General features: G+C 56.0%; 17 protein-coding genes. 11 read left to right on the top strand and 6 right to left on the bottom strand.

The window, feature by feature from the left end; genetic code table 11:
• Positions 1–29 precede the first annotated feature (29 nt).
• Together mrcB and hrpB are read right to left on the bottom strand one after the other, a co-directional pair.
• On the bottom strand, positions 30–2,549 hold the full coding sequence (gene mrcB, locus ACTU3N_RS18755) for a bifunctional glycosyl transferase/transpeptidase (protein ID WP_443087637.1): 2,520 nt from the start codon (positions 2,547–2,549) through the stop codon (positions 30–32).
• A gap of 93 nt (positions 2,550–2,642) precedes the next feature.
• A complete protein-coding gene (gene hrpB / locus ACTU3N_RS18760; protein WP_443087638.1) occupies positions 2,643–5,081 on the bottom strand; it encodes an ATP-dependent helicase HrpB in 2,439 nt (812 codons plus the stop codon).
• Between the two features lie 83 nt (positions 5,082–5,164).
• Between hrpB and thpR the strand changes: the two genes are divergently transcribed.
• The 9 genes from thpR (at position 5,165) to panD (ending at position 12,195) form a co-directional block, all read left to right on the top strand.
• Complete coding sequence (gene thpR / locus ACTU3N_RS18765) at positions 5,165–5,701, top strand: RNA 2',3'-cyclic phosphodiesterase (protein ID WP_443087639.1); 537 nt, start codon at positions 5,165–5,167, stop codon at positions 5,699–5,701.
• An 8-nt stretch (positions 5,702–5,709) separates the two neighbouring features.
• Positions 5,710–6,414, top strand: coding sequence for a DNA/RNA nuclease SfsA (gene sfsA / locus ACTU3N_RS18770; protein WP_443087640.1), 705 nt, complete (start codon positions 5,710–5,712; stop codon positions 6,412–6,414).
• A gap of 175 nt (positions 6,415–6,589) precedes the next feature.
• Entirely contained in the window at positions 6,590–7,045 is a 456-nt protein-coding gene (gene dksA, locus ACTU3N_RS18775; RefSeq protein WP_007373199.1) for an RNA polymerase-binding protein DksA, read from the top strand.
• 89 nt (positions 7,046–7,134) lie between these two features.
• Complete coding sequence (gene gluQRS / locus ACTU3N_RS18780; protein ID WP_443087641.1) at positions 7,135–8,031, top strand: tRNA glutamyl-Q(34) synthetase GluQRS; 897 nt, start codon at positions 7,135–7,137, stop codon at positions 8,029–8,031.
• Positions 8,032–8,089: 58 nt separating this feature from the next.
• Positions 8,090–9,487: a polynucleotide adenylyltransferase PcnB gene (pcnB, locus tag ACTU3N_RS18785; protein ID WP_443087660.1), complete on the top strand. Its 1,398-nt coding sequence runs from the start codon at positions 8,090–8,092 to the stop codon at positions 9,485–9,487.
• A complete protein-coding gene (gene folK, locus ACTU3N_RS18790; protein WP_443087642.1) occupies positions 9,484–9,969 on the top strand; it encodes a 2-amino-4-hydroxy-6-hydroxymethyldihydropteridine diphosphokinase in 486 nt (161 codons plus the stop codon). The genes pcnB and folK overlap by 4 nt, the downstream gene beginning before the upstream one ends.
• A gap of 63 nt (positions 9,970–10,032) precedes the next feature.
• Positions 10,033–10,824, top strand: coding sequence for a 3-methyl-2-oxobutanoate hydroxymethyltransferase (gene panB, locus ACTU3N_RS18795; RefSeq protein WP_443087643.1), 792 nt, complete (start codon positions 10,033–10,035; stop codon positions 10,822–10,824).
• 11 nt (positions 10,825–10,835) lie between these two features.
• Positions 10,836–11,702, top strand: a complete 867-nt coding sequence (gene panC / locus ACTU3N_RS18800) for a pantoate--beta-alanine ligase (RefSeq protein WP_443087644.1) — start codon at positions 10,836–10,838, stop codon at positions 11,700–11,702.
• Between the two features lie 112 nt (positions 11,703–11,814).
• Entirely contained in the window at positions 11,815–12,195 is a 381-nt protein-coding gene (panD, locus tag ACTU3N_RS18805; RefSeq protein WP_443087645.1) for an aspartate 1-decarboxylase, read from the top strand.
• Positions 12,196–12,198: 3 nt separating this feature from the next.
• Here panD and ACTU3N_RS18810 read toward each other — a convergent pair whose 3' ends face one another.
• From ACTU3N_RS18810 to ACTU3N_RS18820, 3 genes are all read right to left on the bottom strand, one after another.
• A complete protein-coding gene (locus ACTU3N_RS18810) occupies positions 12,199–13,443 on the bottom strand; it encodes a polysaccharide deacetylase family protein (protein WP_443087646.1) in 1,245 nt (414 codons plus the stop codon).
• A 131-nt stretch (positions 13,444–13,574) separates the two neighbouring features.
• Complete coding sequence (locus ACTU3N_RS18815; protein ID WP_443087647.1) at positions 13,575–14,345, bottom strand: ABC transporter permease; 771 nt, start codon at positions 14,343–14,345, stop codon at positions 13,575–13,577.
• Positions 14,342–15,268, bottom strand: coding sequence for an ABC transporter ATP-binding protein (locus ACTU3N_RS18820; protein WP_443087648.1), 927 nt, complete (start codon positions 15,266–15,268; stop codon positions 14,342–14,344). Before ACTU3N_RS18820 ends, ACTU3N_RS18815 begins: the two co-directional genes overlap by 4 nt.
• Positions 15,269–15,376: 108 nt before the next feature.
• Here ACTU3N_RS18820 and can point away from each other — a divergent pair, with 108 nt between their 5' ends.
• A complete protein-coding gene (can, locus tag ACTU3N_RS18825) occupies positions 15,377–16,039 on the top strand; it encodes a carbonate dehydratase (RefSeq protein WP_443087649.1) in 663 nt (220 codons plus the stop codon).
• Between the two features lie 27 nt (positions 16,040–16,066).
• On the opposite strand, the gene hpt is transcribed toward can, so the two are convergent.
• Positions 16,067–16,603: a hypoxanthine phosphoribosyltransferase gene (hpt, locus tag ACTU3N_RS18830; RefSeq protein WP_443087650.1), complete on the bottom strand. Its 537-nt coding sequence runs from the start codon at positions 16,601–16,603 to the stop codon at positions 16,067–16,069.
• 203 nt (positions 16,604–16,806) lie between these two features.
• On the opposite strand from hpt, the gene ACTU3N_RS18835 reads away from it, so the two are divergent.
• Positions 16,807–19,197, top strand: a complete 2,391-nt coding sequence (locus ACTU3N_RS18835) for a glucose/quinate/shikimate family membrane-bound PQQ-dependent dehydrogenase (RefSeq protein WP_443087651.1) — start codon at positions 16,807–16,809, stop codon at positions 19,195–19,197.
• The last annotated feature ends 37 nt before the right edge of the window (positions 19,198–19,234 follow it).

The following is a 19,234-nucleotide window of genomic DNA, read 5'->3' on the forward strand; positions in this document are numbered from 1 at the left end:
CCCGGTTCACTGACCAGGGGTTTTCAGGCTTAATTACTGCCGAACATATCTTTTATCCAGCCCGCTACACCGTCGCTTTTCTCCTCTTGCGGCGGTTGCTGCTGCCCAGGCTGCTGCTGCGTCGGAGAGGATTGATCGAACGGGTTGCCGTTTTGCGGCTGCGGCTGGCTTTGCTGGCACAGCACATCCGGGTTGGTCGTCCAGACTGGCAGCATACGCACGCCGCCACCGCCGCAGACAAAGTTGCCCATATCATCCACGCCCAGGGTGGTGATATCTTCCGGCGGCGTCAAATCAAGCGGAATAGGCGACTGATTTGCCAGATAACGCTGGTAAATCGCCATCGCACCGCTGGCGCCATACAGCTTAGTAGGCTGGTTATTATCGCGCCCAACCCAAGTGATGGTTACTTCGCGCCCGTCGATACCGGCAAACCAGGTGTCCACATTATTGTTCGTGGTGCCGGTTTTACCCGCCAGATGCAGGCCCGGATACTTCGCACCAAGCTGGCGACCGGTACCACGCTGAATGACCTGCTGCATCGTCCACAACGTGAGATACGCAGCCTGCGCCGGAACTGCTCGCTCCGCCTGCGGGAAGCTCTGGTAAAGCACCGTGCCGTCTTCGGCAATGACCGAACGCAACGCAGAGAGCGGCGCGCGGTTCCCGCCGCTGGCGATAGTCTGGAAAGCCTGCGCCACTTCAATCGGCGTCAGGTTCAGCGCCCCCAACAGCATCGAAGGCATGCCGGTCAGCTGATTTTTCGGCGCGCCGAGCTTCAACCAGGTCTCCGTTACCGCCGGAAGGCCGACCGCCATCCCCAGATTCACCGTCGGGACGTTCATGGAACGGGTGAGCGCATCCACCAGCATCACCTGACCGCTAAAGCGGCGATCGTCGTTCTGCGGCGACCACACCTGGCCGTTTGGCAGGCGCAGCGAAATGGGCGCATCGGCAATCCAGGTATTCAGGCGATAGCTATTTGGCTGGCTCAGCGCTGTCAGGTAAGTGGCCGGTTTCGCCAGCGAACCGATAGAACGGCGCGCCTGCATCGCACGGTTATACCCGGCAAACTGCGGGTTCGCCCCGCCCACCATCGCGCGCACTTCACCGCTAAAGCGATCGACCACCACCATCGCGGTCTCAAGATCGGACAGCTTGCGCTGTTTGATCAACGCCGGAATACCTTCCACCGCCGCTTTTTCTGCCGCGTCCTGCGCCACAGAATCAAAGGTGGTGAAAATCTTCACGCCGGAGAGATCTTTGACTTTATCGCCAAGCTTCGCCTGCAGCTCCTGGCGCACCATCTGCATAAACGCAGGCTGCGGGGAGATCACGCCGCCGCGCGGCTGCACACCCAGCGGACGCGCGCTCAGCATGTCGTACAACTCCTGATCGATAACCTGCTGTTGTTGCAGCAGACGCAGCACCAGGTTGCGGCGCTCCAGCGCCAGTTTCGGGTTGCGCCACGGGTTATAAATGGACGCGCCTTTCACCATGCCGACCAGCAGCGCCTGCTGATCGAGGCTGAGTTCCTCGACCGGGCGGCCAAAATAGTACAGGCTCGCCAGCGGGAAGCCGCGGATTTCGTTGTCGCCGCTCTGACCGAGATACACCTCGTTCATATAAAGCTCAAGGATGCGATCCTTGCTGTAGCGGGCATCCATAATCAGCGCCATATACGCTTCGTTCGCTTTACGCCAGTAGGAACGCTCGCTGCTCAAAAACAGGTTTTTCACCAGCTGTTGCGTCAGCGTACTCGCCCCCTGCACGGTGCGGCCCGCGGTCAGGTTAGCCAGCATCGCGCGGCCAATAGAGTAGAAGCTGATGCCGTCATGCTCGTAGAAATGACGGTCTTCGGTGGCCAGCAACGTATCGACCAGCAAGTCCGGGAAGCCGCTGCGCGGTACAAACAAGCGCTGCTCGCCGTTCGGGGACGAGAGCATGGTTATCAGGCGCGGATCGAGGCGGAAGAAGCCGAACTGCCGGTCATTTTCCATGTTCTCGATGGTTTCCAGCCGATCGCCGTCAAAGGTCAGACGCGCGCGCACCTGCCCTTCTTTACTGTCCGGGAAATCAAACGGACGGCGGATCATCTCGATGGTTTTCGCCTGCACGGTAAACTCGCCAGGGCGCGTCATCTTCGTCACCTGACGGTACTGCGTTGCTTCCAGCAGTTTTACCATCTCGTTTTTACTGATTGCCATGTCCGGCTCAAGGTTGACCATGCGACCATAGACCGCCGCTGGTAACTGCCAGACTTTACCGTCGATACGGCTGCGGATCTTCTGATCCAGATACACCCCGTAGATGGCGCACAGCACCGCCAAAACAATACAAATTTTTAACAGTAGCCAGAACCAGCCGCGTTTGCCGCGGGGCTTCCTGCCTTTGCCTTTCGCTTTTCGCGGCATCGGTTCGCTTTCCTCATCGTCATCATCGTACTCGTCGTACTCCTCTTCCCGGAGTCGGCGACGGCTAATCTTTTCTTTTGCCGGACGCGCCGGTTTGCCCTTGCGTCCAATTGGCTCGCGGTCATTCCCCGCCATGCTTTACTCTCCGCAACGTTCAGGCGCGATAGCCTGATTCTCAGTTCTTCCGCCCCTGGACAGAAGAAGAAATCTCTCAAATGTGCCCGCCACTTACCGCTCCGGGGAATATTTCTTTGTGCGCCGCGTAGGCAGCGTATTCGCCGGATCGTCGGGCCAGACATGCTTCGGGTAGCGCCCTTTCATCTCTTTTTGCACTTCACGCCAGGCTCCCGCCCAGAAGGCGCTTAAATCACGGGTGATTTGCAGCGGTCGTTGCGCCGGAGACAGCAGCTCCAGCACCAGCGCGACACGCCCCTGCGCAATAGTCGGCGTTGCCGCTTCGCCAAACATCTCCTGAATCCGCACGGCCAGCGCCGGTGGGTTATCTTCATGGTAACGGATGGCGATTTTGCTTCCCGTCGGCACAGTGTAATGCGCAGGCAGCTCACTATCCAGCCGCTGACGTAATGACCACGGCAGCGCGCTTTGTAATGCCTGCGCCACATTCAGCGCCTTCAGATCGCGCAGCGAACGGATGCCGCCCATTTGCGGCAACAGCCACTGCTCAAGATTCTCCAGCAGCGAAGCCTCATCGACCGCAGGCCATGACGCGTCCGGCAGCCATTTTGCCGCACAGTGTAACCGCAAACGTAGCTGCTCGGCTTCAGGCGTCCAGTTAAGTACCCGTAACCCTTTGTCACGTATACCATTAAGCATCGCCTGGTGCAGCTCTTCTTCCGAGGGTTTGGCCAGCGGCTGCACGTTCACCGTTAATTGACCAATCTGGCTGCGCCGAAAGGCTTTCAGCGTCCCTTGCGCATCGTCCCACTCGATGGTGTCTGATTGCGTAAGTAGCTGCGGGCACGCCCCTGTGAGTGCGTTGATATCCAGCGGCTGCGCCAACAGAATGCGCGCATCCGGTGACTGGCTGCCCTGCAACAGCAGTGGCGCAATCAGCCACTCGTAGCGATTCAGCGCATCGTCAGCATCCAGGGTAGCCCCCATACCGTTCGCCAGCTGATACCGCCCCTGCTGACCACGGCGGCGCGCAATACGATCGGCAAACGCCCGGCCCAGTAGTGTAGCCAACATGCTGCTGTCCGGCGCGCCGGTTGTACTTTTCAGACGCCGCCCTAACTGGCGGGCGCGCTGCTGCCAGTTCGGTTGATTGCGTGAAAATAGCGTGATCAGGTCACTGCTCCCCGTGCGGGGCGGCTCTTCGAGAATGGCGGCAAGCTTCGCCGCGGTGGCAATTTCATCCGCGCTTTGGGCACCAGCCAGCATGGCGGCCAGCCGTGGTTCGTTACCGAGCGCCGCCATTTTCTGGCCGAAAGCGGTCAGCTTGCCGTCTTTCAGCGCGCCCAGTTGGCTAAGCAGCTTGCGCGCCGCCGCCAGGTTTACCGCCGGTGGCGCATCCAGCCAGGTAAGCTGGGCAGGATCCTGGCAGCCCCAGAGCAAGAGCTCCAACAGTAATCCGGCGAGATCGCTTTGCAGGATCTCCGGGGTGCTCTGGGCAGCGGCACGCTCCGCCTGATCTTTGCCGAGCAGGTGCAGGCAAATGCCTGGCTCCAGCCGCCCGGCACGCCCGGCGCGCTGGGTCATGGAAGCCTGGCTGATACGCTGCGTCAAAAGCCGGGTCAGGCCGCTGCGCACATCAAAGCGTGCGACCCGCTCCTGGGCGCTGTCCACCACTAACCGGATGCCCTCAATGGTCAGGCTGGTTTCGGCGATATTGGTCGCCAGCACCACTTTGCGCTGCCCGGCGGGCGCGGGCAAAATCGCTTTGCGCTGCTCAGCAAGCGACAGCGCGCCATACAGCGGGCAGAGCAGCACATCGCTGCTCACCCTGGTCGCCAGCTGCTGCTGGACGCGCTGGATTTCGCTCACGCCGGGCAGAAATAACAGCAAAGAACCGCTTTCGCGACGCAGCAGCTCCGCCGTCGCTTGCGCCACGGCTTCATCAAAGCGTTGATGCGCAGGCAGCGCCTGATAGCGCTGTTCGACGGGAAACGCCCGCCCGGCAGAAACCACCACCGGCGCATCAGGCAGCAACGCCTGCAAACGTTCGTTATCCAGCGTTGCCGACATCACCAGCAGTTTGAGATCCTCACGAAGCCCTTGCTGCACATCTAACAGCAACGCCAGCGCAAGATCGGCCTGCAAGCTGCGCTCATGGAATTCATCAAGGATAACCAGCCCGACGCCGCTCAGCTCAGGATCGTGCTGGATAAGCCGCGTCATAATCCCTTCGGTCACCACTTCCAGGCGTGTTGATGGCCCGACACAGGTTTCCGCGCGCATACGGTAGCCCACGGTTTCGCCAGGCTGCTCGCCGAGCTGTTCCGCCAGCCGTTGCGCGACGTTGCGCGCAGCCAGACGGCGCGGTTCGAGCAGCAGGATACGCCCCTGAATATTGCCCTGCTGCAATAGCTGCAACGGCAGCCAGGTGGATTTCCCGGCACCGGTGGGCGCACTGAGCAGCACCTGAGGCGCATGTTGCAAGGCGGAAAGGATGTCGGGCAGAACAGCGGCGACCGGCAGTGAGGACACAAACGCTCCTGAGGGTTAACATAAAACGACGGGCATAGTATACCATCGCCCAAACCCTTTACCGAGCCATTCGCGGATGCCCCATGTCTGAATCAAAAAGGCTGTTTTTTGCCATCGCGTTACCGGAAGAGATCCGCGCCCAGATAGTCTACTGGCGCGCGCAGCACTTCTCTGCGGACGCCGGGCGCCCGCTTGCCGCCGCCAACCTGCACCTGACGCTGGCTTTTTTAGGCAATGTCAGCGGCAAAAAGCAGCGGGCGCTGGAGCAGCTCGCCGGGCGAATTCGCCAGCCGGGCTTTACGCTTACGCTGGATGATGCCGGGCAGTGGCTGCGCTCACGCGTGGTGTGGCTTGGCTCGCGCCAGCCGCCGCGTGGGCTGCTGCAATTAGCCGATATGCTTCGCGCCCAGGCATCGCGCAGCGGTTGCTACCAAAGCCCGCAGCCGTTCCACCCGCATATTACCTTGCTGCGTGATGCAAGCCATGCGGTGAACATCCCGCCGCCGGGGTTTCGCTGGTCGTTCCCGGTGCAGGAGTTTGTACTTTATGAGTCGCAATTTCTTAATGGCCGTACGCGCTATACGCCGCTCAACCGCTGGCCGTTAAAGACCGAACAATAAGGATTACCATGCAGTTTTCCCCGCCGCTAAAACCCGCCACGCTGATTAAGCGTTATAAACGTTTTCTCGCCGATGTGGTGACGCCCGAGGGCGAAACCCTGACCATTCATTGCCCAAATACCGGCGCGATGACCGGTTGCGCAACGCCTGGCGACACGGTGTGGTATTCCACATCAGAAAGTGCTGCACGCAAATATCCCCACACCTGGGAAATATCTCAAACGCAACAGGGGGCATTTATTTGCGTCAATACATTGCGGGCAAATATGCTGACAAAAGAAGCAATACTTGCCAAACGCCTGCCAGAATTCGCGATGTACGACGCGCTGAGAAGTGAAGTGAAATATGGTGCGGAAGGTAGCAGAATTGATTTTTTGTTACAGGCACAGGGTCGACGTGACTGCTATATTGAAGTGAAATCGGTGACGCTTGCCGAGCAGCAATCGGGCTACTTCCCGGACGCCGTCACCTTGCGAGGTCAGAAGCATTTACGGGAATTAATGAGCGTTGCGGCCAGTGGCGATCGCGCAGTGATTCTGTTTGCCGTTTTACACTCGGACGTTGAACATTTTTCCCCCGCTCGCCATATTGACGCGGAATACGCACGGTTGTTGAAAGAGGCGCAGAGCCAGGGCGTAGAAGTTATCGCTTATAAAGCTGAACTTTCTGCCGATAATATTAGTCTTAGACTGCCGCTGCCCTGCACCATATAAAGGCAAGCGTATGACTAATAAGTTATTCTGGTCGCGTGCGCAAATACGCTTTTCTTCACAGGCTTGTCAAGTGTTAGGTTTAGTTATTTGCCATCTGTAAAAGCATCTGCTATTTATAGCGGCCTGATTTTTCCCCCAACATGGGGATCGATAGTGCGTGTTAAGGAGAAGCAACATGCAAGAAGGGCAAAACCGTAAAACATCGTCCCTGAGTATTCTCGCCATCGCTGGGGTGGAGCCGTATCAAGAGAAGCCGGGCGAAGAGTATATGAATGAAGCCCAGCTGGCGCACTTCAAGCGCATTCTTGAAGCATGGCGTAATCAACTTAGGGATGAAGTCGATCGCACCGTCACGCATATGCAGGACGAAGCAGCTAACTTCCCCGACCCGGTTGATCGTGCCGCTCAGGAAGAAGAGTTCAGCCTCGAACTGCGTAACCGTGATCGCGAACGCAAGCTGATCAAAAAGATCGAAAAAACACTGAAAAAAGTAGAAGACGAAGATTTCGGCTTTTGCGAGTCCTGCGGTGTTGAAATTGGTATCCGTCGTCTGGAAGCGCGCCCGACAGCCGATCTGTGCATCGACTGTAAAACGCTGGCGGAGATCCGCGAAAAGCAGATGGCGGGCTAACCCCTCTCTGTCACCGACGGCACTTCCCATACGCGGCGGTGCCTTATACGGCGGGAAATATCCCGCCCTATATTTTCTTGCCTGTGGATATGCCTGAATCACACTATATCGGGCGCTTTGCGCCGTCTCCATCCGGTGAGCTCCATTTTGGCTCATTGATCGCTGCCCTTGGCAGCTACCTGCAAGCCCGCGCACATCAGGGCGTCTGGCTGGTACGTATCGAAGATATCGATCCGCCCCGCGAAGTACCGGGCGCTGCCAGCACGATTTTACGTCAGCTTGAACATTACGGCCTGCACTGGGATGGCGAAGTGCTGTGGCAATCTTCACGGCATGAGGCTTACCGCGAGGCGCTCGCCACGCTGCAACAGCAGGGGTTAAGCTACTACTGCACCTGTACGCGGGCACGGATTCAGAGCGTCGGCGGCATCTATGATGGCTATTGCCGCACGCGTCATAACGGCCCGGAAAATGCCGCTTTGCGTCTGCGCCAGCAACAGCCGGTGCTGTGGTTTGACGACACGCTGCGCGGGCGTATTACCGCAAATCCTCAGCTTGCGCAGGAAGATTTTATTATTCATCGCCGGGATGGTCTTTTTGCCTATAACCTGGCGGTGGTGGTTGACGATCATTTTCAGGGCGTGACGGAAATCGTGCGTGGCGCAGATTTAATTGAGCCGACGGTGCGGCAAATTTCGCTCTATCAGCATTTCGGCTGGCAAACGCCTGGGTATATTCATCTGCCGCTGGCGCTCAACGCGCAGGGGAATAAGCTCTCAAAGCAAAACCATGCGCCCGCCTTGCCTGAGGGCGATCCGCGCCCCATAATAATCAGGGCTTTACAATTCCTGAACCAGCATGTAACAAAGGGATGGCAAGATCTCTGCACTGAAGAAATTTTAAAAAGGGCTGTGGCAAACTGGACGCTTTCCCGCGTGCCAGCAGCATCAGGTGCGAATACAGCATTCTCAAATGCTTCGCGCTGAGCTATGATTAGCCGCTATTTTTTTGTCCTGATGATGTCTGACACTACCGAGGTGTACTATTTTTACCCGAGTCGCTAATTTTTGCCGTAAGGTGCTAAGCCGCGAAGAGAGCATGGCCGTTGAGGCAATGGCCCAACCGCAGATGGCGGTTATTCCGCGTGAGCAGCACGCTATTTCCCGCAAAGATATCAGTGAAAACGCGCTCAAAGTGCTCTATCGTCTGAATAAAGCGGGCTATGACGCTTACCTGGTAGGCGGCGGTGTGCGCGACTTATTGCTGGGCAAAAAACCAAAAGATTTTGACGTGACCACCAATGCCACGCCGGATCAGGTGCGTAAACTGTTCCGCAACTGTCGTCTGGTCGGCAGGCGTTTTCGCCTGGCGCACGTGATGTTCGGGCCGGAAATCATTGAGGTCGCCACTTTCCGTGGGCACCACGACGATCAGCAAACCGATCGCACTATCTCCCAGCGCGGGCAAAACGGTATGCTGCTGCGCGACAATATCTTTGGTTCTATCGAAGAAGACGCCCAGCGCCGCGATTTCACCATCAACAGCCTCTATTACAGCGTTGCGGACTTTACCGTGCGTGATTACGTTGGCGGGATGCGCGATCTGCAGGACGGTATCATTCGCCTGATTGGCAACCCGGAAACGCGCTATCGCGAAGATCCTGTGCGGATGCTGCGGGCCGTGCGTTTTGCGGCAAAGCTGGGCATGCGTATCAGCGAAGAGACCGCCGAGCCAATTCCGCGTCTGGCGACCTTAATCAATGATGTTCCGCCCGCGCGCCTGTTTGAAGAGTCGCTAAAACTCTTGCAGGCAGGCTATGGTTACGACACCTACAAACTGTTGCGCGAATACGGTCTTTTCCAGCCTCTGTTCCCGAGTATTACCCGCTATTTCACCGAAAATGGCGACTCGCCGATGGAACGCATCATTGATCAGGTGCTGAAAAATACCGATAACCGCATCCGTAACGATATGCGCGTCAACCCGGCGTTTTTATTTGCCGCCATGTTCTGGTATCCGCTGCTGGAGAACGCCCAGCGTATCGCTCAGGAAGGCGGACTGGCCTGGTTTGATGCCTTTGCGTTGTCGATGAATGATGTGCTGGACGAAGCCTGCCGCTCGCTGGCGATTCCAAAACGCATTACCACGCTGATTCGTGATATCTGGCAGCTTCAGCTGCGAATGTCCCGCCGCCAGGGTAAACGTGCCTGGAAGCTGATGGAGCATCCGAAGTTCCGCGCGTCATACGATCTGCTGGCGCTGCGTGCCGAGGTGGAAAAAAACGCCGAGTTGCAGCGTCTGGCGAAATGGTGGGGCGAGTTCCAGGTTTCTGCACCACCGGAGCAGAAAGAGATGCTGGACAATTTAGGCGAAGACACCTCAGAGCGTCGCCGCCATCGTCGCCCGCGCAGGCGTTCCCCGCGCCGTGAGAACAATGCGTGACGCGTGTTTATATCGCGCTGGGCAGTAACCTGGCCTCTCCCCTTGACCAGGTGAATGCTGCCCTTGCGGCGCTGGGCGAGATCCCGCACAGCCATATTGTGGCCGTCTCCTCGCTCTACCGCACCCCGCCGCTGGGGCCGCCGGATCAGCCCGATTACCTCAATGCTGCCGTAGCGCTGGAAACAGATCTTGCGCCTGAGGCGCTGCTCGATTGCACGCAACGCATTGAGCTGCAACAGGGCCGCGTGCGTAAGGCCGAACGCTGGGGGCCGCGAACCCTCGATCTGGACATTATGCTTTTTGGCAATCTCACCATTGATACGCCGCGCCTGACCGTTCCTCATTACGATATGAAAAACCGTGGTTTTATGCTGTGGCCACTGTTTGAAATCGCCCCCGAGCTGCGCTTTCCTGACGGCGTGGCTTTGCGTGATGTGCTTCGCGCGCTGAACGTCCCAAAACCCGACCTCTGGGAACGCTAAAGGCATTGTCCCGTTGGCGGTTGCTGCTAGAATGCGAAAATATTAGCTCTAACAGGAACCGCTATGAAACCCACAACCCTCTCCTGGTTGCATCAACGCAAACAGGATAAAAAGCGCTTCGCCACCATTACTGCTTATGATTACAGCTTCGCAAAACTGTTTGCCGAAGAAGGGATCAACGTCATGTTAGTGGGCGATTCGTTAGGGATGACGGTGCAAGGCCACGACTCTACGCTTCCGGTCACCGTAGCCGATATTGCCTGGTGCACCCAGGCCGTGCGCCGCGGCGCGCCAGCATGCCTGTTGCTTGCCGATTTACCGTTTATGACTTACGCCACGCCGGAGCAGGCCTGTGAAAACGCCGCGACCGTGATGCGCGCCGGGGCGAATATGGTCAAAATCGAAGGCGGGCACTGGCTGGTGCCGACCGTGAAAATGCTCACCGAGCGCGCAGTTCCGGTATGTGGCCATCTTGGCCTGACGCCGCAATCGGTGAATATCTTTGGCGGTTACAAAGTCCAGGGGCGCGGCGACGCCGCTCAGGTGCTGTTTGATGATGCGCTGGCGCTGGAAGCCGCCGGTGCGCAACTGCTGGTGCTGGAATGCGTACCGGTTGAGCTGGCGCGACGTATTACCGATGCGCTGCATATTCCGGTTATTGGTATTGGCGCGGGCAATGTCACAGACGGTCAAATTCTGGTGATGCACGATGCTTTTGGTATTACCGGTGGGCACATTCCAAAATTTGCCAAAAATTTCCTTGCTGAAGCAGGCGACATCCGTGCTGCGGTCAGGCAGTATGTTGCCGAAGTCGAGTCCGGGCACTATCCGGGCGAAGAACACAGTTTCCATTAAGGAGCCTTGTTGTGTTGATTCTCGAAACTCTCCCGCTGCTGCGCCAGCATATCCGCAGACTACGCCAGGACGGCAAACGCATTGCGCTGGTGCCCACCATGGGCAACCTGCACGACGGTCATATGAAACTGGTGGACGAAGCGAAAGCGCGCGCCGACGCAGTGGTGGTCACTATTTTCGTCAATCCGATGCAGTTCGACAGACCCGACGATCTGGTGCGTTATCCGCGCACGTTGCAGGATGATTGCGAAAAGCTGAACAAGCGTAAAGTGGATATCGTTTTTGCACCCGCCCCGGAAGACATCTACCCGCAGGGCACCGAAACGCAAACCTACGTTGAAGTACCGGGCATCTCGACCATGCTTGAAGGCGCCAGCCGTCCGGGGCATTTTCGCGGCGTATCGACCATTGTCAGCAAGCTGTTTAACCTGGTCCAGCCGGATATTGCCTGCTTTGGCGAGAAGGATTACCAGCAGCTGCAACTGATCCGCAAAATGGTTGCCGATATGGGTTATGACATCGAGATCGTTGGTGTGCCGACCGTGCGGGCAAAAGATGGCCTGGCGCTCAGCTCGCGTAATGGTTATCTCACCCCGGAACAGCGTAAAATCGCGCCGGTGCTGAGCAACGTGATGCACGCCGCCGCCGAAAAATTGCTGGCAGGCGGGCGCCATGAAGAAGAGATTGTCGCTATTGCCGCACAAGAGCTTAATGATGCGGGATTACGCGCGGATGATATTCAGATTCGTGATGCAGATACGCTACAGCCGCTGGGGCAAAACAGCCAGCGCGCGGTGATTTTGATGGCCGCCTGGCTTGGTCAGGCGCGGCTTATCGATAATAAAGTTGTCGAGCTGGCACGCCACGCAGGCAACTAAAACCGGGCTATACTCCATTCCGGGCGGTGATGTATCTATCGGGAGACCGCGCGAGGACAGGCATGGAGCAGCCCTTATTTTGGGTTAATTATCAGTAACGAAGGTTTAATTTATGATTCGCACGATGCTGCAAGGCAAGCTGCACCGCGTCAAAGTGACGCAGGCTGACCTGCATTACGAAGGCTCCTGCGCCATTGACCAGGATTTCCTTGAGGCGGCAGGTATTCTGGAATACGAAGCTATAGATATCTATAACGTCACCAACGGCAAGCGCTTCTCAACCTATGCGATTGCCGGCGAGCGCGGCTCCAGAATCATTTCGGTCAACGGCGCGGCCGCACACTGCGCAGACGTTGGCGACATTCTTATCATCGCCAGTTATGTTAATGTGCCTGATGACGTTGCCCGCAACTGGCAGCCGAAAGTGGCCTACTTTGATGGCGACAACGAAATGAAACGCACTGCCAAAGCGGTGCCGGTTCAGGTTGCCTGACCCCTACCCCTGCGGCTGATTACTGATCAGCCGCGACATGGTTTCCAGCGAATCCGTCCTTAATACATACAATCGTCTGAGTAAAAACGGGTTATCTCCCGGCTTCACTTTCCCGCGCACCGTGGTCACCGCCAGATGAAACCCGGCCTCATTCGCGGCTTTCACCGCCTTATCATTATACCCGCCAAACGGATACGACAGATAGAGCACGTGCGGGTTGAATTGCGCCAGCGCGCGGCGTGAGCGTTCAAAATCAAACAAAATATTATGATAAGTGTTGCCGAGTAAAATCGGCTGTCTCTTGCCATCGACCCGATGCAAAAAGTGCGTATGCGACTGGAAATCAAACACATCGCTGATGCTGTTCAGCTCCGACACACTCATAAATTGCAGCGTTTTCGGGTCCCACGTCTGTGGATGGCGCTTAATGCGCGAGGTAATAATAAACGCGGTCGCTTTGAAACCATATTGCCGCAGCACCGGGTAAGCGTAGCGGCTGACCGATTTCAAACCGTCGTCAAAAGTCACCACCACCGCACGCCCCGGCAGGTTCATACGGTTACGGACATAGCCTTCCAGCTGTGCCATCGATAAAGTGGTGTAACCCTGATCCCTAAGCCAGGTCATCTGGTTAGTGAAAGCACGCACCGAAGTCGTCGTCGAGGTATGGCGAAAGCGCGTGTTTTCTTCATCGCGCAGAATGTGGTGATACGTCAATACCGGGATACCGTTGTCTTGCTGCGCATCGAGGCTGCTCACCCAGGCCAGGCGGTTGCCGATACGGATCTGAAACCAGGTCTGATTCAGACGATCTTTGAGCTTATCGATAATCGGGTAACGCAGGTTTTGGGCAAGCGTACCAAACTGTTCGCTGTTTTTGTCCGGCGCATTATAGAGCGGCGTATCCTGCCAGGTGAGAAGGTTCTGGTTACTCAGCGGCTTATTCAGGTCGCCCAGGCTATCTTCCACCCGCTGTTTACCCGTGACAGCGCCCAGGTGCCCCTTATCAATAAAACCGCTACCAAAGCCGAAACGGAAAGTATCGTAATCTTTATCACCCGGTATGACCGCGATAATTTGCCCGGCGCGAATATTACCGACAGTGATGACACGATCGCCCACCTGCGCCCAGATATCAGCATCTTCTGTGACCTGCATATAGCGCGCAGGAACCGGCGGCCCACTGACAAGACCGGCAGAAACACTGCACGTAACCAGCAGTAACAACAGGGAAAGCAAACGAGACATGAAACGAACCGAGTAGTGGAATTGCGCGTAGTGTAGCAAAGCAAAGGCGCTTTAATGGCAGGATCATCACCCTAAAACGGTCTGATTTTGCCGCCCGGCTCTCACCCGAAGATGAGAGCCAAAGCAAGCCGTTAGCTGCGCAGCCCGCGCCCGCGGTTAATCAAATACCAGCAGAGCAGGTAAAACGCGACGATAAACACCACCAGCACACCCACGGTGGTGAACAGCGGCACATCCGTAATCCCCAGGAAACCAAAGCGGAAGCCGCTAATCATATAGACGATAGGGTTCAGGTGAGATGCGGCCTGCCAGAAAGGCGGCAGCAGCGTCAGGGAGTAGAACACCCCGCCCAGATAGGTAAGCGGCGTCAGCACAAAGGTCGGGATCAGGCTGATATCATCGAAGGTCTTGGCGAAGACCGCGTTCAAAAGCCCGGCCAGTGAGAACAGCACCGCGGTCAGCAGCAGCGTCAAACCAACAAACACCCACGAATGCACCTGGAAAGGCACAAAGAACAGCGAAACCGCCGTCACCAGAATGCCCACGCACAGCGCGCGCGCCACGCCGCCGCCAACATAGCCAGCGATAATGACGTGGGTCGGCACCGGCGCAACCAGCAGCTCTTCAATATTGCGCTGAAATTTCGCGCTAAAGAACGACGAGGCCACGTTCGCGTATGCATTAGTGATAACCGCCATCATAATCAGCCCCGGTACGATAAACTGCATATAGGTAAAACCATGCATTTCGCCAATACGCGAGCCAATCAGATTACCGAAAATGATAAAATACAGCGTCATGGTGATCACAGGCGGCACTAACGTCTGCACCCAGATCCGCATAAAACGCTGGATCTCTTTGTACCAGATACTCTTCAGCGCCACCCAAAACAGCTGCATCATGCGCTCTCTCCTCTTCTGTCATTCACCAGCGTGACGAACAGCTCCTCAAGGCGGTTGGCTTTGTTACGCATACTTAATACCTGAATTCCCTGCGCGCTAAGCTGACTGAAGACGCTGTTGATGCCTTGTTCACGCAGCACTTCGACTTCCAGCGTCGAGGTGTCCATCAGACGATACTGATACCCTTCCAGCTTCGGCAGCGGCGATTTTGCTGCTAAATCAAGGATAAACGTTTCAGATTTCAGCTTGGAGAGCAGCGACTTCATTGAGGTATTCTCAATCAATTCACCACGCTGAATGATGCCAATGTTGCGGCACAGCATCTCGGCTTCTTCAAGATAGTGGGTGGTCAGAATAATGGTGGTGCCTTTATCATTCAGATCCTTCAAAAAGCCCCACATGGAACGGCGCAGCTCAATATCAACGCCTGCGGTAGGCTCGTCGAGGATAAGCAGCTTCGGTTCGTGCATTAAAGCGCGGGCAATCATCAGGCGACGCTTCATACCGCCAGAAAGCATACGCGCACGTTCGTTGCGTTTTCCCCACAAATCGAGCTGATTGAGGTATTTTTCGCTGCGTTTAAGCGCTTCTTTTCGATCAACGCCGTAGTAACCGGCCTGGTTGACGACTATCTGCTGAACGGTTTCGAACGGGTTAAAGTTAAACTCCTGTGGCACCAGACCAAGCTGACGCTTGGCGTTAACCACGTCTTTTTCCAGGTCGTAGCCAAACACGCTGACGCGCCCGGAGGATTTATTTACCAGTGAACTGATAATGCCAATGGTGGTTGATTTACCCGCACCGTTTGGCCCCAGAAGTGCGTAGAAGTCGCCAGCTTCTACTTGTAAATCAATACCGCGCAGCGCCTGAACGCCGCCCGGATAGGTTTTTTTAAGCTGCTCAAGCTCCAGTGCAATGGTCATGAATTATCATTTACCTTTATTTCTTACACTCGATGTGTGGTTTAAAAAAAAGATGAGTTGACCTATATTAGCGCAACGCACTTATTTGTTTACAGGTCGTTAACCTCCATGAAAGACATAGATACACTCATCAGCAATAATGCACTATGGTCAAAAATGCTGGTGGAAGAAGATCCTGGTTTTTTTGAAACGCTGGCGCAGGCGCAAAAGCCGCGCTTTTTGTGGATTGGCTGCTCAGACAGCCGCGTTCCCGCAGAACGGTTGACTGGCCTCGAACCCGGCGAGCTGTTTGTCCACCGCAACGTTGCAAACCTGGTTATCCACACCGATCTCAACTGCCTGTCCGTTGTGCAATACGCGGTTGATGTCCTGGAAGTTGAGCACATTATCATTTGCGGCCACTACGGCTGCGGCGGTGTACAGGCGGCGGTTGAGAACCCGGAACTGGGGCTTATCAACAACTGGTTACTGCACATTCGCGACATTTGGTTTAAACATAACGCGCTGCTCGAAGAAATGCCGCAGGAGCGCCGCCTTGATACGCTTTGCGAACTCAACGTGATGGAGCAGGTCTACAACCTGGGCCACTCAACGATTATGCAATCCGCATGGAAGCGTGGCCAGAACGTGACCATCCACGGCTGGGCCTACGGTATTCACGACGGCCTGCTGCGCGATCTGGATGTCACCGCGACCAACCGCGATACCCTCGAACAGGGTTACCGCAAAGGCATCTCTGGCCTGCGCGTTAAGCACATTAATCACAAATAATTATCGGGGCCATCGGCCCCGAAATTTTTACTCGTCCAGCAGCACCACTTTGCCCACATAAGGCAGATGGCGATAGCGCTGCGCATAATCAATACCGTAGCCCACCACAAACTCATCCGGGATAGCAAACCCGACGAAATCCACCGGCACGTCAACTTCACGCCGGGAAGGTTTATCCAGCAGGGTGCAAATCGCCAGCGATTTTGGCGCGCGCAGACTTAAAATTTCCCGCACTTTTGACAGGGTATTTCCAGAGTCAATGATATCTTCGACAATCAGTACATCTTTGCCGCGAATATCTTCATCCAAATCTTTAATGATTTTCACATCGCGGGTGGTGGACATACCGCTACCGTAGCTGGAAGCGGTCATAAAATCGACTTCATGGGAGACCTGAACTTCACGGCACAGGTCGGCCATAAACATAAATGAGCCGCGCAACAGCCCCACCAGCACCATTTCGCTGCCGCTATCTTTGTAACGCTCAGTGATTTGACGACCCAGTTCCGCGATACGCGCTTTGATCTCGTCTTCCGGGATCATCACTTCAACAGTGTGTTTCATTTTAACTAACCATATGATTTAAATAGCAAATCATTCAATACCGACGATAAGTACCGGTGATTGAAACGCAAGGCACTATTATACCAGTAAAACGTTTTGTGCGGGTTATTACCAGGGAAAGCCCGTTTTGTGATGACGCTCACACTTGTTAACTTCTATAATAAATAACCATCATAATTTTAACGAAACAATGAGTTTTCTTTATGGCAGAAACAAATTATCAACAACCGCGTCTTCTGGTGACGCTAACCACGCTATTTGCAGCCCTCTGCGGGTTGTATCTTTTAATTGGCGGAGGCTGGCTGGTTGCCATTGGCGGCTCCTGGTACTACCCCATTGCGGGCGTGGTGATGCTCGGCGTGAGCTGGCTGTTGTGGAAACGCAAGCGTGCGGCCCTGTGGCTGTATGCAGCGTTGCTGCTGGCGACCATGATTTGGGGCGTGTGGGAAGTCGGCTTTGACTTCTGGGCGCTGACGCCACGCAGCGATATTCTGGTGTTCTTTGGTATCTGGCTAATCCTGCCTTTCGTCTGGCGGCGGCTGCTTGTGCCCTCCCGTGGCGCGGTGGCCGCGCTGGTGGTTGCCCTGCTGATTAGCGGCGGCATCCTGACGTGGGCGGGTTTTAACGATCCGCAAGAGGTTAACGGTACGCTGAGCGCCGATGCCACGCCAGCGCAGCCTATCTCTGAAATCGCTGACGGCGACTGGCCGGCCTATGGCCGCAACCAGGAGGGCCAGCGTTATTCACCGCTCAAGCAAATCAATGCTGACAACGTACATAAGCTGAAAGAAGCCTGGGTATTCCGCACCGGCGACCTGAAGCTGCCAAACGATCCGGGTGAAATCACCAACGAAGTCACCCCCATCAAAGTCGGCAACACCCTGTTCCTGTGTACTGCGCACCAGCGTCTGTTTGCCCTTGACGCCACAACCGGTAAAGAGAAGTGGCACTTCGATCCGCAGCTGAATGCCAACCCGACTTTCCAGCACGTCACGTGCCGTGGGGTTTCTTATCATGAAGCCACAGCTGACAATGCCAACCCGGATGTCGTTGCCGACTGCCCGCGTCGCATTATTCTGCCGGTGAATGATGGCCGCCTGTTTGCAGTCAATGCCGACAACGGCAAGCTGTGCGAATCCTTTGCGAATAAAGGTATCCTTAACCTGCAAACCAATATGCCGGTGACAACACCGGGCATGTACGAACCGACGTCGCCGCCGATCGTGACGAATAAAGTTATCGTGATTGCCGGTGCGGTAACCGATAACTTCTCTACCCGCGAACCGTCTGGCGTTATCCGTGGATTCGATGTGAACACCGGCGAGCTGCTGTGGGCCTTCGATCCGGGTGCAAAAGATCCAAATGCTATCCCGTCTGATGAGCATCACTTTACGCCTAACTCGCCAAACTCCTGGGCGCCTGCGGCGTATGATGCGAAGCTCGATTTAGTCTATTTACCGATGGGCGTGACCACGCCGGATATCTGGGGCGGTAACCGCACGCCGGAGCAGGAACGTTTTGCCAGCTCCATCGTCGCGCTGAATGCAACCACCGGTAAACTGGCATGGAGCTACCAGACCGTTCACCACGATCTGTGGGATATGGATATGCCGTCGCAGCCGACGCTGGCGGATATCACGGTAGACGGTAAAACCATTCCGGTGATTTATGCACCGGCGAAAACCGGTAACATCTTCGTACTCGATCGCCGTAATGGTGAGCTGGTCGTACCGGCGCCGGAAAAACCGGTACCGCAGGGCGCGGCAAAAGGCGACTACGTCACCAAAACCCAGCCGTTCTCTGATTTGAGCTTCCGTCCGACGAAAGATCTGAGCGGTGCGGATATGTGGGGCGCCACCATGTTTGACCAGCTAGTGTGCCGCGTCATGTTCCACCAGTTGCGTTATGAAGGGATCTTCACCCCGCCATCTGAGCAGGGTACGCTGGTGTTCCCGGGTAACCTCGGCATGTTTGAATGGGGCGGTATCTCCGTCGATCCAAACCGTCAGGTAGCGATTGCCAACCCGATGGCGCTGCCGTTTGTGTCGAAACTGATCCCACGCGGACCGGGCAACCCGATGGAGCCGCCGAAAGATGCAAAAGGCACAGGTTCTGAATCCGGCGTTCAGCCGCAGTATGGCGTGCCGTATGGCGTCACCCTGAACCCGTTCCTGTCGCCGTTTGGTCTGCCGTGTAAACAGCCGGCATGGGGCTATATCTCTGCGCTGGATCTGAAAACCAATCAGGTAGTGTGGAAAAAACGTATCGGTACACCGCAGGACAGCATGCCGTTCCCGATGCCTGTTCCGGTGCCGTTCAATATGGGTATGCCAATGCTGGGTGGCCCGATTTCTACCGCTGGCAACGTGCTGTTTATCGCAGCGACCGCAGATAACTACCTGCGCGCTTATGATATGCGCAATGGTGAAAAACTGTGGCAGGGACGTCTGCCTGCGGGTGGTCAGGCAACACCGATGACCTATGAAGCCAACGGCAAGCAGTATGTGGTTGTTTCAGCAGGCGGTCACGGTTCGTTCGGTACTAAAATGGGCGACTATATTGTGGCTTATGCACTGCCGGATGACGAGAAGTAATCTCCTCTCCGCTTCCTGAAAAGAGGACAAAAAATCC

It is taken from the genome of Vagococcus sp. WN89Y (genome assembly GCF_052220145.1).
Taxonomy (GTDB): Bacteria; Pseudomonadota; Gammaproteobacteria; order Enterobacterales; family Enterobacteriaceae; genus Kosakonia.

What these genes read in the sequence shown, in the direction of transcription:
- mrcB (WP_443087637.1), bottom strand. Translation starts at nt 2,549, where the DNA reads ATGGCGGGGAATGACCGCGAGCCAATTGGACGCAAGGGCAAACCGGCG.
- thpR (WP_443087639.1), top strand. Translation starts at nt 5,165, where the DNA reads ATGTCTGAATCAAAAAGGCTGTTTTTTGCCATCGCGTTACCGGAAGAG.
- sfsA (WP_443087640.1), top strand. Translation starts at nt 5,710, where the DNA reads ATGCAGTTTTCCCCGCCGCTAAAACCCGCCACGCTGATTAAGCGTTAT.
- dksA (WP_007373199.1), top strand. Translation starts at nt 6,590, where the DNA reads ATGCAAGAAGGGCAAAACCGTAAAACATCGTCCCTGAGTATTCTCGCC.
- gluQRS (WP_443087641.1), top strand. Translation starts at nt 7,135, where the DNA reads ATGCCTGAATCACACTATATCGGGCGCTTTGCGCCGTCTCCATCCGGT.
- panB (WP_443087643.1), top strand. Translation starts at nt 10,033, where the DNA reads ATGAAACCCACAACCCTCTCCTGGTTGCATCAACGCAAACAGGATAAA.
- panD (WP_443087645.1), top strand. Translation starts at nt 11,815, where the DNA reads ATGATTCGCACGATGCTGCAAGGCAAGCTGCACCGCGTCAAAGTGACG.
- ACTU3N_RS18810 (WP_443087646.1), bottom strand. Translation starts at nt 13,443, where the DNA reads ATGTCTCGTTTGCTTTCCCTGTTGTTACTGCTGGTTACGTGCAGTGTT.
- ACTU3N_RS18815 (WP_443087647.1), bottom strand. Translation starts at nt 14,345, where the DNA reads ATGATGCAGCTGTTTTGGGTGGCGCTGAAGAGTATCTGGTACAAAGAG.
- ACTU3N_RS18820 (WP_443087648.1), bottom strand. Translation starts at nt 15,268, where the DNA reads ATGACCATTGCACTGGAGCTTGAGCAGCTTAAAAAAACCTATCCGGGC.
- can (WP_443087649.1), top strand. Translation starts at nt 15,377, where the DNA reads ATGAAAGACATAGATACACTCATCAGCAATAATGCACTATGGTCAAAA.
- hpt (WP_443087650.1), bottom strand. Translation starts at nt 16,603, where the DNA reads ATGAAACACACTGTTGAAGTGATGATCCCGGAAGACGAGATCAAAGCG.
- ACTU3N_RS18835 (WP_443087651.1), top strand. Translation starts at nt 16,807, where the DNA reads ATGGCAGAAACAAATTATCAACAACCGCGTCTTCTGGTGACGCTAACC.